General features: G+C 71.7%; 10 protein-coding genes. 2 read left to right on the plus strand and 8 right to left on the minus strand.

Translation table 11 applies throughout. The features are described from left to right. Positions 1–35: 35 nt before the first annotated feature. Genes ACZ6TI_RS38695 through ACZ6TI_RS38710 form a run of 4 tightly spaced genes read right to left on the minus strand, consistent with a single transcriptional unit; the run spans position 36 to position 5,166 of the window. Complete coding sequence (locus tag ACZ6TI_RS38695; protein ID WP_465350218.1) at positions 36–1,823, minus strand: ATP-binding cassette domain-containing protein; 1,788 nt, start codon at positions 1,821–1,823, stop codon at positions 36–38. After that, positions 1,820–3,589 (minus strand): ABC transporter ATP-binding protein, encoded by a 1,770-nt coding sequence (locus ACZ6TI_RS38700; RefSeq protein WP_465350219.1) that lies wholly within the window; start codon positions 3,587–3,589, stop codon positions 1,820–1,822. Before ACZ6TI_RS38700 ends, ACZ6TI_RS38695 begins: the two co-directional genes overlap by 4 nt. Before the next feature lie 16 nt (positions 3,590–3,605). Next, positions 3,606–4,505: a sulfite exporter TauE/SafE family protein gene (locus ACZ6TI_RS38705; protein WP_465350220.1), complete on the minus strand. Its 900-nt coding sequence runs from the start codon at positions 4,503–4,505 to the stop codon at positions 3,606–3,608. Positions 4,506–4,542: 37 nt separating this feature from the next. Further along, a complete protein-coding gene (locus ACZ6TI_RS38710; RefSeq protein ID WP_465350221.1) occupies positions 4,543–5,166 on the minus strand; it encodes a maleylpyruvate isomerase N-terminal domain-containing protein in 624 nt (207 codons plus the stop codon). A 67-nt stretch (positions 5,167–5,233) separates the two neighbouring features. Here ACZ6TI_RS38710 and ftsH point away from each other — a divergent pair, with 67 nt between their 5' ends. Together ftsH and ACZ6TI_RS38720 are read left to right on the plus strand one after the other, a co-directional pair. Further along, positions 5,234–7,300, plus strand: coding sequence for an ATP-dependent zinc metalloprotease FtsH (gene ftsH / locus ACZ6TI_RS38715; protein WP_465350222.1), 2,067 nt, complete (start codon positions 5,234–5,236; stop codon positions 7,298–7,300). 128 nt (positions 7,301–7,428) lie between these two features. Continuing rightward, positions 7,429–8,439 carry a LysR family transcriptional regulator gene (locus ACZ6TI_RS38720; protein WP_465350223.1) on the plus strand — a complete coding sequence of 337 codons (1,011 nt, stop codon included), beginning with the start codon at positions 7,429–7,431 and terminating at the stop codon, positions 8,437–8,439. Positions 8,440–8,609: 170 nt separating this feature from the next. On the opposite strand, the gene arfA is transcribed toward ACZ6TI_RS38720, so the two are convergent. Genes arfA through ACZ6TI_RS38740 form a run of 4 tightly spaced genes read right to left on the minus strand, consistent with a single transcriptional unit; the run spans position 8,610 to position 13,258 of the window. Beyond that, on the minus strand, positions 8,610–10,091 hold the full coding sequence (gene arfA, locus ACZ6TI_RS38725; RefSeq protein ID WP_465350224.1) for an arabinosylfuranosidase ArfA: 1,482 nt from the start codon (positions 10,089–10,091) through the stop codon (positions 8,610–8,612). Between the two features lie 2 nt (positions 10,092–10,093). Beyond that, entirely contained in the window at positions 10,094–10,975 is an 882-nt protein-coding gene (locus tag ACZ6TI_RS38730; RefSeq protein ID WP_465350225.1) for a carbohydrate ABC transporter permease, read from the minus strand. Between the two features lies 1 nt (position 10,976). Next, on the minus strand, positions 10,977–11,924 hold the full coding sequence (locus tag ACZ6TI_RS38735; RefSeq protein WP_465350226.1) for a carbohydrate ABC transporter permease: 948 nt from the start codon (positions 11,922–11,924) through the stop codon (positions 10,977–10,979). Positions 11,925–11,935: 11 nt separating this feature from the next. Then, on the minus strand, positions 11,936–13,258 hold the full coding sequence (locus ACZ6TI_RS38740) for a substrate-binding domain-containing protein (RefSeq protein ID WP_465350227.1): 1,323 nt from the start codon (positions 13,256–13,258) through the stop codon (positions 11,936–11,938). Positions 13,259–13,271: the final 13 nt, after the last annotated feature.

A 13,271-nucleotide genomic window follows, 5' to 3' on the forward strand; every position in this document is an offset into this window, starting at 1 on the left:
AGAGGTTCCCCCAGGAGCATCGACGTCCGACGATCCTATCGGTACGCCCGCTCCTGCAACCGATACAACTCGGCATAGCCACCACCGGCCGCCATCAGCTCGGCGTGGCTGCCCGACTCGGTGACCCGTCCATCCTCGATCACCACGATCAGGTCGGCCATCCGTACGGTCGTGAAGCGGTGCGAGACCAGCACGGTGACCGCGCCCTGCGCCGCGGCCTCCCGCACCTGGCCCACGAAGTGCAGGAACAGCTCGTGTTCGGCGAGCGGGTCGAGCGCCGCGGCCGGCTCGTCCAGCACCACGCACAGCGGCGGCCGGTCGCCGGACACCTCGCGCATCAGCGACCGCGCGAGAGCCAGCCGCTGCCACTGCCCGAGCGACGGCTCGACCCCGCCGAACGCCGCGCCGAGCTGCGCGTCCAGCCCGCCGGGCAGCCGCCGCACGGTCTCCGTGGCGCCGGCCCGGTCGATCGCGGCGGTGATCACCGGCCGGTCCCGCACGTGCCGCACGCTGCCCACGCCGACCGTCTCGCGGGTGCGCAACCGCAGCCGGGCGAAGTCCTGATAGATCCCGGACAGCCGGGCCCGCCAGGCGTCCGGCGCGATCCCGGCGAGCGGCGCGCCGTCCACCGTGATGTCCCCGCCGGTCGGCTCGTGCAGCCCGGTGAGGAGCTTGATCAGCGTGGTCTTGCCGGCGCCGTTCGCGCCCACCACCGCGACCGTGCCGCCGGCCGGCAGACGCAGCGTCACACCCCGCAGCGTGTCCTGCTCGGCGCCGGGATAGCGGAACCGCACGTCGCGCATGGTGATGTCGCCGGTGAGCCGCGCGGGCGCCGGACCGCCGGCCCGAGTCGCATCCGCGTGGTAGCGCTCCAGCCACCAGTAGTGCCCGACCATCTCGCCGGCCTGCGCGACCGTGGTCAGGTTGGTCAGCATGGTGCGCAGCTGGTCCTGCAACTGCGCGGCGAGGGAGACCACCATCACCGCGGTGCCGGTGGTGCTGCGGCCCTGGCCGATCAGCCCGCCGACCACCAGCAGCGCGGCGCCGAATCCGCCCGCATAGAGCACCCAGGCCGCGGTCTGTGCGGCCGCGCCCCGCCACCGGGCGCGGGCCTCCAGCTCGATGGCCCGATCCCAGAGCCTCGTGGCCCGCTCGCCGAGGGCGGGGCCGGCGCCGGACAGCAGCACCTCCTTGGCCGGCTCGGGCTCCACGCACAGGTCGTGCAGCCGCCGCTCCTGGCGCAGCAGTTCGGTCTCCTCGTCGCGGGCCGTGCGCAGCAGCCGGTCGGCCCGCCGCTGGGCCAGGAACAGCGGCACGGCCAGCAGCGCGAGCAGGCTGAGCAGCGGGCTGACCCAGGCCAGCAGGCCGACCGTGACGGCCAGGCTGACCGTGGCGGCGGCCGCGTTGAGCACGGTCCACGGCAGGGCGACCAGCGCGTCGGCGCCGCGCAGCAGCCGGTCCCAGCGGTTGATGTGCGGCCAGTGCTCGAGGTGCGCGACGGTCGGGATGGCGGAGACGATGTGCTGGCTGCGGGCGTTGAACGCGATCCGGACCCGGCCGGAGAGATAGAGCGACAGGGTGCCGGCCACCCGGCTCGCGGTGGACGAGACCGCATAGGCGACCGCGCCCAGCGCGACGGCGCCCAGGGTGACCGCGCGGTCGCCGGCCGAGGCGCCGTCCACCAGCCAGCGCTGGCTGAGCCCGACCGCCGCGATCACCGCGGCCTGGCCGGCGATCAGAGCGGTCAGCACGATCGCGGCCCGCCGATCGGTGCGCAGCGTCAGCGCGGTGACCCGGCGCAGGAGGCGCAGCCAGTCGTTCATCTCTCCGCCACGAAGGCCGCCGCCTGCACGGTGAAGAACCGGTGGTAGTCGCCGCCCACCGCCATCAGCTCGTCGTGCGTGCCGTCCTCGGCCACCCGCCCGTCGCGCAGCAGCACGATCCGGCCGGCCGGGCGCACCGTGGAGAGCCGGTGCGAGATCAGCACGATGGTGGCGTCGTGCACGCGGGACATCACCCGCTCGTGGAACTCGGCCTCGGCCCGCACGTCCAGGTTGGCGGTGGGCTCGTCGAGCACCAATACGCGGCGGCCGGTGGCCACCGCGTGCAGCGCGCGGGCCAGGGCGACCCGCTGCCACTGCCCGCCGGAGAGGTCGGTGCCGCCGGTGCCCTCCGACCAGAGCGACGAGTCGAGCCCGTCCGGCAGCCGCTCGAGCAGGGCGGTGCCACCGGCCCGGTCCAGCGCGTCGAGGACCACGTCGTCGCCGGCCGGGCTCATCGCGATGTTGTCCCGCAGGCTCGCCGGGTAGTGCACGAAGTCCTGGAACAGCACGGTCAGCCGCTGCCGCCAGGCATCGAGGTCGAGTGTGGACAGATCGACGCCGTCCACCGTGATGCGGCCGGACTCGGGCCGGTAGAGGCCGCCGAGCAGCTTGACGAAGGTGGTCTTGCCGGCGCCGTTCTCGCCGACGACGGCCACCGTCTCGCCGGGCCGCAGAGTGAGCGTGAAGCCGTCCAGCACCGGCCGCTCGGCGCCGGGATAGCGGAACACCACGTCCTCGAAGCGGATCTCCGGGGTGGCCGTCGCGGGAAGGACGCCCGAGGCGGCGGTCTTCGACAAAGACGACAGAGACGCGTACGCCGCGACGCCGCGCAGCCCGTACTCGATGTCGAAGGCCTCCATGCCCATCGCGCTGATCGTCAGCACGCCCAGCCCGGCGAGCAGGCAGGTGACCAGCCGGCCCGGGTCCAGCGTGCCGGCGAGCACAGCCGTCGCGGGCCATCCCAGGGCGGCCACCGCGGCCAGCAGCCCGGCCAGCGCATACCACCACTGCCGGCGCAGGGTGCCGAGCATCCGGCGATAGACCGGTGCATAGGTGCGCGTCGCCGCGGCCCGGAACCGCCCGGCGAACCAGTCGGCCAGCCCGAAGAGCCGCACCTCCTTGGCCGCGCCGTAGACCGCCTGCTCGACCAGGTAGACCTCGTGCCGCTGGCCGGCGGTGTCCGCGTCCAGCACCGCGATCATGGCCAGCCACTCGCGGCGCAGCACGGCCCGGCCGGCCAGCGACACCGCGAGCAGCCCGGCCGCCAGCGGCACCGAGAAGGTGGCCAGCAGCCCGGCCGCGGCCAGCGCGCCGAGCATCCGGAACATCAGCTCGATCTGGCCGGTGGCGGCGTTGCCGGCCGATCGCTCGCGGCTGATCCCGATGCCCGCGTCCACCACCCGGGCGGCGTTGTCCTGAAAGGACTCACTCGCGAGGTCGGCCAGGCCGGGCAGTGCGACCGCGATCCGGCGCAGCCCGGCCCGCAGCGCGCCGTCGATCCGCTTCGCGGTCAGCTCGCGCACCGGAACCAGCGCCGTCCATACCATCTGGTCGGCCAGGAAGATGCCCGCGACCAGCGCGGCGGCCGGCAGCACCGCCGGGTCGGGTCCGGTCAGTTCGGCGATCAACAGCCCGGCGGCCACCGCCTGCGCGGCCGGCAGCAGCGCCCGGGCCACCTGCAGCGCGAGCAGCGCGGCGACCAGGACCGGCCCGGCGTGCCGCAGCAGGCGCAGCAGCCGGATCCGCTCGGCGAAGGTGCGTCGCATCCGCCGAACCTATCGGTCAGTGCGTCGGCGCGTGCTCCCGTTTTTCGGCGGCCGGCTCGGCGTCGGCCGGGCGGCCGCGGCGGATCAGCCCGATCACGACGGCCGTCACGATGGCCGCGCCGACGATGGCGGCGACCATCGGGTTCGGCGCGTCGAGCAGCTTCAGGGCGCTGGCCAGCAGCACGATCACCAGCGCCGCGCGGACCAGGCCGGCCGGCGCGCGAGAGGAGATGCGGGCGCCGAGCAGCACGCCCGGGATCGAGCCGAGCAGCACCGCGGCGGCCAGGTCGAGCTGGAGGTCGCCGAAGAACGCGTGGCCCAGGGCAGCGGCGGCGACCAGCGGCACCGCCTGCACCAGGTCGGTGCCGACCAGGTCGTTCGCGCGCAGCGCGGGATAGAGCATCAGCAGCGCCACGATGATCAGCGAACCGGAGCCGACCGAGGTGAGCCCGACGATCAGCCCGCCCGCGGCGCCGAGCAGCATGGTGGGCACCGGGCGCACCACGATCGGCGTGGCCGGGCCGTCGCCGCGCCGCCGCCGGGCGGCCCAGGCCTTGAGCAGCAGGCCGCCGGCCGCCAGCAGCAGCGCGACGCCGAGCGCGATCTTGATCGCGTGCTGCACCTGCGCGTCGTCGCCGAGCAGCCGCAGCAACAGCACCCCGAGGAAGGCGGCCGGCACGCTGCCCGCGCAGAGCCAGGCGACGAGCCGCCAGTTCACCGTGCCCCGGCGGGCGTGCACCCAGCCGCCGAACGGCTTCATCACCGCGCTGGCGGCCAGGTCGCTGGAGACCGCGGCGACCGGCGGGATGCCGAAGAACAGGACCAGGATGGGCGTCATCAGGGCGCCGCCGCCCATGCCGGTGAGGCCCACCACGATGCCGACACCGAGACCGGCGAGCGCCAGGGTGAAATCCATCCCGGAAGTCTACTTAATGGGTCGAGATAGTCGAGATTCAGGCCACCACGGTGAAGCCCGGCGGGAGGGTGCCCCGGCCGGTCAGCGCGCGCAGCACGGCCGGGCCGTCGCCGACCGCCACCGCGACCCGGCTGAGCAGCGCGCCGGTCTCCGCCATCGCGGGCGCCGGCGGCTCCCAGGCGAGCCCGGCCGCGGCGGCCACGTCCAGCCCGTGCACCACCAGCTCGAGCGTGCGGGTGGGCATCCAGTCGCGCACCCGCATGCCGCCGATCGCGGTGGCGACCAGGTCGTCGCCACCCGCCGCGGCGAGCGCGCCGGTGGCTCGCCCGATCAGCTCGCCGACCGCGCCGGCCGGGTCCGCGCCGAGCTGCTCACCGGTCCGCGCCGCGTCCGCCGCCGAGGCCTTGCTCGCGGTGGCGATCAGCTCGGCGGGCGCGGATCGAGCCAGCGCCCAGTAGCCCTCCGGCGAATCCACCACGGCCGTCTCGGCCGGCACGGCCAGCACCTCGGGCACCTGCCGCAGCGCCGAGCTCACCGTGTGCCCGAGCAGTTCGCGCAGAGTCCAGTCGCCCAAAGCGGGCCCGCTCAGATCGGCCGGCAGCCGCCCGGCCAGGTCGGCGAACGAGACGGCGGCGGCGCGGTAGGTGCGGCGGAAGTCCATGCCGGGCACTCTTTCATGCGTCCTTCGTCACGCGGTCGATCGGTCCGCGCGGGAGTACCTTCGGCTCATGACGCAACCCGGGCGCGACGAGCCGAAACCCTGGCGGGTCGAGGGCGCGCCCGGCGGCGGTGGCACGCCGCCCAGGAAGCGCCCGGTGTGGATGCGCTGGGGCTGGATGCTGCTCCTGCTGCTCGCCGTCAACTGGGTGGTCTCGTCGGTGTTGCTGGCGCCCGATGCCCGCACCCCGGTCTCCTACACGTTCTTCCTGACCCAGGTGCAGTCGGCGAACGTCGCCGACATCACCTCGACCGGCGACACCATCGAGGGCACGTTCAGCAAAAAGGTGGCATACACGCCGGTCGACGCCAAGGACAGCGAGCAGGTCGAGCGGTTCACCACCGAGCGCCCGTCGTTCGCGGCGGACAACCTCTTCGCCCAGTTGCAGGCCAACGGCGTGCCGGTCAACGCGACCCCGCCGGACGCACCGGCCCCGATCTGGCAGCAGGTGCTGCTCGGCTTCGGCCCGACCCTGCTGCTCGTCGGTCTGCTGATCTGGTTCCTGCGGCGCGGCGCGGCCGCGGCGGCCGGCGGCGGCATCGGCGGCTTCGGCCGGTCCCGCGCCAAGCTCTATTCGCCGGAGACGGGGCCGCGCACCACGTTCGCCGACGTGGCCGGCATCGAGGAGGTCGAGCAGGAGGTCACCGAGATCGTTGACTTCCTCCGCGACCCCGCGCGTTACCGCAAGCTGGGCGCGCAGATCCCGCACGGCGTGCTGCTCTCCGGCCCGCCCGGCACCGGCAAGACGCTGCTCGCGCGGGCGGTGGCCGGCGAGGCCAAGGTGCCGTTCTTCTCGATGTCCGCGTCCGAGTTCATCGAGATGATCGTGGGCGTCGGCGCGAGCCGGGTGCGTGACCTGTTCGAGCAGGCGAAAAAGGTGGCTCCGGCGATCATCTTCATCGACGAGCTCGACGCGATCGGGCGGGCCCGCGGGGGCGCGCAGTCGCTCGGTGGCAGCGACGAGCGCGAGCAGACGCTCAACCAGATCCTCACCGAGATGGACGGGTTCACCGGCAGCGAGGGCGTCGTCGTGCTGGCCGCGACCAACCGCGCGGAGATCCTCGATCAGGCGTTGCTGCGGCCCGGCCGGTTCGACCGCCGGGTCACGGTCAGCCCGCCCGACCTGGCCGGGCGGCGCCAGATCCTCGAGGTGCACACGCGCGGCGTACCGGTGGATCCTGATGTTGATCTGGAGGGCCTGGCCGCGACCACGCCGGGCATGGTCGGGGCGGATCTGAAGAACCTGGTCAACGAGGCGGCGCTGCTCGCCGCACGGCGGCGGCACGAGACGGTCACCCAGGCCGATTTCGGCGACGCTCTGGAAAAGATCATTCTGGGCACGGTGCGCGGCATCATGCTCACCCCGGAGGAGAAGGAGCGCACCGCGTTCCACGAGTCCGGTCACGCCCTGCTCGGCATGCTGACGCCCGGCGCCGATCCGGTCCGGAAAGTCTCGATCATCCCGCGCGGGCAGGCGCTCGGCGTCACGTTCCAGAGCCCGGAGGCGGATCGTTACGGCTACTCGGCGAAATATCTGCGCGGCCGGATCATCGGCGCGCTCGGCGGCCGGGCGGCGGAGGAGGTCGTGTTCGGCGACATGACCACCGGCGCGGAGAGCGACCTCGACCAGGTCAGCAACATCGCCCGGCAGATGGTCGGCCGATGGGGGATGAGCGCGGCGATCGGCCCGGTGACCGTGCTGCCGCCACCGGGCAGCGAGTCGCCGCTCGGGCTCGACGGGGTCGCGCCGGCCACCAAGGAGCTGATCGACGCCGAGGTCCGCAAGATCGTCGAGGAGTGTTACGCGGAGGCTCTGCGGCTGCTGGGGGAGCACCGTGCCCAGCTCGACCGGCTCGCGCACGCGCTGCTCGCCACCGAGACGCTGGACGAGGACGCGGCCTATGCCGCCGCCGGGATCAGCCGCGAGTCGGCGCCCGGCGCGATCGCCCGGGGCGAGCAGCCCGGCCGGCGTCCGGCGCCCGGAATGCCGCCCGAGCGCGCGCCGGCCGGCCAGGCCGTCCCGGGTGATCAACTGCCCATAACGACATCTCCGGAGTCCGGTCCGCCCGCATTGTGACCGCTAACAGCGGTCTCATGTCCCCGAGGTTTCTCAGTTCTTACGGGTTGACGACAGAAATGTTAGCGATAACACTTCTCGCAGCGGAGTCGATCGATGAATCGGCGCGGGTGAGCGAGGAGGTCCTCATGGCCCACCGGACCGGACACCTGAGCAGCACCGACTGCCCAGCCCCGGTGCAGATCCGTGCGGTCGCGGACGGGGTCGCGGCCGGTCGGCTCGAGCTGCGCCAGCTGCGCTTTTTCGTGACCGTGGCCGAGGAACTGCACTTCGGGAGGGCCGCCACCCGGGAGCACATCGCGCCGTCCGCGCTCACCACCCAGCTGCAACGGCTCGAGCGCACGCTCGGCGTGCTGCTGGTCGACCGGGCCGGCCGGCAGATCTCGCTGACCCCGGCGGGCGCCCGGTTCCTGATCGAGGCCCGGCAGATCCTCGAGCACGTGGACCGCGCCGCGATGGTCGCGCTGGGCGCCGCGCTGACCCCGCCGACGCTGCGGGTCGGGCTGCTCGACGAGGGCTACGACGCGATCCGGCCGGTGCTCCGGGCGATCCGCGTCGCGCATCCCGACCTGGAGATCCACCAGGTCACCGCGGGCGTTCCCGAGCAGTGCCGGCTGCTCGCCGACGGCCGGCTCGACATCGGCATCGGCCGGGTCTCCGGGGTGCCGCCGGCGATCGCCTCCGAGCTGTTCCGGCTCGACCCGCTCGGCGTGCTGGTCCGCGCCGATCATCCGCTCGCCGACCGCTCGGTGCTCCCGGTGGCGGCGCTGCGCGACGAGACGTTGCTGCTCGCGGACGAGGACCGGGCGCCGGAGTTCAACGAGTTCGTCGCCGAGGTGTGCCGCTCGGCCGGTTTCTTCCCGGCCATGTTCGCCGGCAGCGTGCAAAATCTGCGGGCCGCCACCGACCTGGTCGTGCAGGGGCGCTGCGTGGTGTGCGTGCCGGGGTCGGCGGTGTCGCCCAGCGACGAGGTGCGCTGGCTGCCGCTGGAGTCGGCCGTGCCGCGTTATCCGTGGTCGCTGTTGTGGCGGGCGCAGAACCCGTCCCCGCACGTGGTCGCCCTGGTCACGACCGCCCGTCGCCTCTGTCTGGAGCACGGCTGGCGCGCCGCCGAGCCCCGCCCGGCCGCCATCGCCTGAAACCCGATGGCGGCCGGGCGAGACGGCCGGGCGCCATCGCCTGAAACCCGACGACGGCCGGGCGGGGCGGCCGGGCGCCATCGCCTGAAAGCCGAAAGTGGTAGCCCAGCCGTGCCTCCGGGCCTCGGACGCACGCCTGGGCTACCACTTTGCTGTTCGGCCTCGCGCGGTCAGCTGATCTGGATCATGTTCCAGCTCAGCGGGGGCAGGACCGCCTGCAGGCGGCCGCCGTCGAGCTTCGGGTCGTCGCGCCGCTGCGGGGTCACCCGGTCCGGCGCGGACAGGGTGTTGATCGCGTCCGCGTCGTCGTCGGCGATGGCGGTGTGGGTCGCCGCGGACAGCGACGGCAGCGCTCGCAGGTCCACGTCGACGGCCATCGACTCGGTCTGCGAGCGGTTCACCGCGAACACCGTCACGCCCTCCGGGCCCTGCACCGCGACCGCGTCGAGCAGCGGCTGCTCGCCCTGCTCCTCGGTGTCGTAGAGCGGCGACGCCGGCTCGACCCGCAGCACCGTCCCGCGCCCGAACCGGGTGGTCAGCGCGATCGGGTGGAAGCTGGCCTGCCGCCACGCCGGGCCACCGGGCTCGGTCATGATCGGCGCGATCACGTTGACCAGCTGCGCCAGGCAGCCGATCTTCACCCGGTCGGCGTGCCGCAGCAGGCTGATCAGCAGGTTGCCGACCACCACCGCGTCGGTGACCGAATAGACGTCCTCGATCAGCCGGGGCGTCTGCTCGATCTCCAGGTTCGTCTCGCCGGCGAACCGGCTCTGGTACCAGACGTTCCACTCGTCGAACGAAATGTTGATCTTCTTCTTGTGCCGGCCCACCGCCCGCACGTGGTCGGCCGTCGACACCACCGCATCGATGAACCGGTCCATGCCCGCGGCGCAGGCCAGGAAGCTGTCCCGGTCGTCGCCGTGCTGCTGGTAGTAGCCGTGCATGGAGACGTAGTCGACCACGTCGTACGCCTCGGCCAGCACGGTGTTCTCCCACGAGCCGAAGGTCGGCATCTGCAGGCTCGAGCTGCCACAGGCGACCAGCTCGATGGTGGGGTCGACCTGGCGCATCGCCTTGCCGGTCTCGTGCGCCAGGCGCCCGTACTCCTGGGCGGTCTTGTGTCCGATCTGCCAGGGCCCGTCCATCTCGTTGCCGAGACACCACACCTTGACCCCATAGGGGTCACCGCCCCGCAGATCGGACCAGTACGTGCCGCCCGGCAGGTTGCAGAACTCGACCAGCGACCGGGCCGCGTCGATGCCCCGGGTGCCGAGGTTGACCGCCATCATGGTCTCGATGTTCAAAGAACGCGCCCACGACGCGAACTCCTGCACGCCCACGTGATTCGTCTCGATCGACCGCCACGCCAGGTCCAGCCTGGTCGGCCTTTCCGAGCGGGGGCCGATCCCGTCCTCCCACTTGTAGCCCGAGACGAAGTTCCCACCGGGATATCTGACGATCGGCACGCCCAGCTCACGCACGAGTTCGGCGGTGTCCGCCCGGAACCCGTCCGCGTCCGCGGACGGGTGACCGGGTTCGTAGATGCCGGTGTAGACGCAACGTCCCATGTGCTCCACGAACGATCCGTACAGGCGTGGGTCGACTTCTCCCACCCGGAACGACGGGTCGACGGTGAAGGAGGCGTTGAGCATGATCACCCTTTCAGGCCGGTGCCGGCGATGCCCTCGACGATGTTGCGCTGGAAGAGAAGGAAGACGGCGACGAGCGGGACGGCGCCGAGCACGGCCGAGGCCATCACGTCGGCGTAGCGGATGCCGAACGAGCCCTGCACGGTGGCGAGACCGACCGGAATCGTCATGATGTCCGGATTGCTCAGCACCAGCAGTGGCCACAGCAGGTCGTTCCAGGACTGGACGAACGCGAAGATGACCACCGCGGCGACCGCCGGCCGGGCCAGCGGCATGATCACCGTCCGGTAGATCCGCCAGAATCCGGCGCCGTCCATCCGGGCCACCTCGTCGAGCTCACGCGGGAGCCCGTCGAAGAACTGCTTGAAGATGAACACCGCGACCGCGGTCGGGATCTGCGTGGCGCTGACCGCCCAGAACGTGTTCAGGATGCCGAGCGAGTCCATCTCGCGGAACTGCGGCACGATCAGCACCTGGCCGGGGATCATGATGCCCGCGAGGACCAGGAAGAACAGCTGGTTGCGGTACTTGAACCGCATCCGCGAGAAGGCGAAACCGGCCATGCTCGCCACGATCACCGTGCCGACCGCGGTGATCGTCGCGATGATCAGGCTGGAGCCGAACCACCGCAGGATGTCGGTGTCACGCAGCACCCGGCCGAACGCGTCGAACGTCGGGTTGTCGATCAGCCACGTGGTCTTGGTGGTCTCCTCGTTGGGCTTGACCGCGGTGTCGATCGCCCACAGCACGGGGACCAGCCAGATCAGCGCGAACGCGATCAGCACACCGGCACAGACCCGGTTGAACAGCTTGGTGCGGAACTCGACCCGGCTCGCCAGGTCGCGCCGCAGCTCCTGGGTGCGCGGGGGCGCCTCGGTGACGGCCATCTCAGGCCTCCTTCTGCTGGCGGCGGACGATCCCGAACCAGATGGCCGAGACAGCGACCACGACGACGAAGAACAGCATCGACGCGGCGGCGGCGTACCCGGTGCGGAAGTTCGTGAAGCCCTCGTCGTAGATGTACTGCAGCACCGATCTGGTGGCGAAGTTCGGACCGCCCTGGGTCATGATGTACATCTGGTCGAAGACCTTGAGCGACGCGATCACCTGCAGCACCACGACCAGCGTGGTGGTCCGGGCGAGGAGCGGAACGGTGATCCGCCAGATCTGCTGCCACGGGCCGGCGCCGTCCATCGAGGAGGCCTCGTAGAGCTCCTTCGGGATGTCCTGCAGGCCGGCCAGGAAGAGCACGAAGTTGAAGCCCAGCGTCCACCAGATCGTGGTGACCGCCAGCGACGGCATCGCCCAGTTCGGGTCACCCAGCCAGTTCGGCGGGACGATCCCGAACCAGCCCAGCCCGGTGTCGAGCAGGCCCAGCTCCGGCGTGTAAAGGAAGATCCAGATCAGCGCCACGACGGCGGACGGCAGGATGTACGGCATGAAGAACGCCAGCCGGAAGAACCAGCGTCCGTGCTTGGCCCGGTCGGCGAGCAGCGCGAAGACGAAGGGCAGCAGGATCAGCGGCGGCGTGGTCAGGATCGTGAACCACACCGTGTGCCACAGCCCCGACCAGAAGTCGGAGCTCTGCAGCGCTTCGGCGTAGTTGCCGAGGCCGGCGAACGGGCCCAGGCCCGGCTTGACCAGGCTGGTGTCGAAGAAGCTCATCAGCAGGCCGTAGAGCGCCGGACCGATGATGAACGCCAGGTAGAGAATCAGGAACGGCGCCAGGAAGCCCATCGCGGGCAGGCCGTGGCTCCACGGCTTGGCGGCCCCCGCTGCCGGTGCGCCGCTGCGCGGGCGTAGCGCGGAGCGATCCGCCGTTTCGGTGGTGGACACCGTGTACCCCCTTAGATCGGCGAGGCGGTTTTGGCGAGGCTGGTCAGCGCGTCGCGCATCTGCTTCAGCGCGGCGGCGGGTGGCCGCTGGCCGTTGAGCACGGTGGCGATGTTCGAGCCCGTGACGATCTCGAAGTTCGAGCCGGAGCCGGAGTACCAGCCGTCCGGGTCGTAGACCGCGCCCTCGGCCGCGGCCGCGTAGTTGGCCTGCGGCTGCAGCGCCTTGAACTCGGCGCTGTCCCGGAACGGCAGCCAGGACGGCACGTGCCCGCCCTCGGCCCAGGTCTTGCTCTGGTCCAGGAAGGACTTGATCAGTCCCATCGCCCGGTCCTTGCGAACCCCCGTGATGCCCTTCGGGATCACCAGGGTGTGCGAGTCGGCCTGCACCGCGTATTTGCCGCCGCCATACAGGTTGGGGAAGAGCGTCATGGAGAACGGCAGCTTCGCGGTCTGGAAGGTGGAGATCTCCCACTCGCCCTGGAAGTAGAAGCCGGCCTGCCCGGTCGCGAACGCGGCCACCGAACCGGGGTAGTCCAGGTTGCCCGGGATCGCGCCTCCGGAGGTGATGCTCTGCATGAAGGTCAGCACCTGCGTCGCCTTGGCGTCGTCGATCACCACCTGACGACCCTCGTCGGCGAGCACCTCGCCGCCGAGCTGGCTGTACCAGGACTGGAACATCCGCCACGGGGTCGAGGTGTCCGCGGTGATCGAGACGACCCCGCCGTACACGTTGGTGACGCCTTTCGCCTTGTTCATCGCGTCGACGAACTTTTCCGGGCTGTCCAGCGGGAGCAGAGCCCCGGAGGTGTCGAGCAGTCCGGCCTTCTCGCAGATGTCCGTGTTGTAGAACATCACGAAGGGGTGGGTGTCCAGCGGCACCGCATAGGCCTTGCCGTCCACCAGCCCGGCGTTCCAGGCCGTCTGGTCCAGTTGAGCCGGGGTGATGCCGACCTTCGCCATGTCGTCGAGCGTGATCTCCTCGAGCAGGTCGGAGGCGACGAGCGTCTTGGCCCGGGTGAGGTGGGCGACCGCCATGTCCGGCGGCTTGTCGCCCAGCGTGGCCAGCGACAACTTGGTGTAATAAGGATTGCCCCAGGCCAGCGTCACGGCTTTGAGGTCGATGGCGGGGTTAGCCGCGCGGTAGGTGTCGATCATCTGCGTCATCCGGACGCCGTCACCGCCGCCGAAGAGATTCCAATAGGCGAGCGAACCCGTCGCGTCGCCGCCGGTGCCGAGCCCGCTGAGCACGGGTGCCGAACAGCCGGCCAGGGTCGCTCCCGCGCCCAGGCCGACCAGGCCCCGGAGCACGTCGCGGCGGCTCAGATAGCTGGTCATGGGCCGAGCCTGC

The sequence above is a fragment of the Actinoplanes sp. NPDC051388 genome (genome assembly GCF_055586225.1).

Bases quoted from the DNA above. Each gene is read 5' to 3' on its own strand.
- ACZ6TI_RS38740 (WP_465350227.1), bottom strand. From the start codon at position 13,258: ATGACCAGCTATCTGAGCCGCCGCGACGTGCTCCGGGGCCTGGTCGGC.
- arfA (WP_465350224.1), bottom strand. From the start codon at position 10,091: ATGCTCAACGCCTCCTTCACCGTCGACCCGTCGTTCCGGGTGGGAGAA.
- ACZ6TI_RS38700 (WP_465350219.1), bottom strand. From the start codon at position 3,589: ATGCGACGCACCTTCGCCGAGCGGATCCGGCTGCTGCGCCTGCTGCGG.
- ACZ6TI_RS38695 (WP_465350218.1), bottom strand. From the start codon at position 1,823: ATGAACGACTGGCTGCGCCTCCTGCGCCGGGTCACCGCGCTGACGCTG.
- ACZ6TI_RS38705 (WP_465350220.1), bottom strand. From the start codon at position 4,505: ATGGATTTCACCCTGGCGCTCGCCGGTCTCGGTGTCGGCATCGTGGTG.
- ACZ6TI_RS38720 (WP_465350223.1), top strand. From the start codon at position 7,429: ATGGCCCACCGGACCGGACACCTGAGCAGCACCGACTGCCCAGCCCCG.
- ACZ6TI_RS38730 (WP_465350225.1), bottom strand. From the start codon at position 10,975: ATGGCCGTCACCGAGGCGCCCCCGCGCACCCAGGAGCTGCGGCGCGAC.
- ACZ6TI_RS38710 (WP_465350221.1), bottom strand. From the start codon at position 5,166: ATGGACTTCCGCCGCACCTACCGCGCCGCCGCCGTCTCGTTCGCCGAC.
- ftsH (WP_465350222.1), top strand. From the start codon at position 5,234: ATGACGCAACCCGGGCGCGACGAGCCGAAACCCTGGCGGGTCGAGGGC.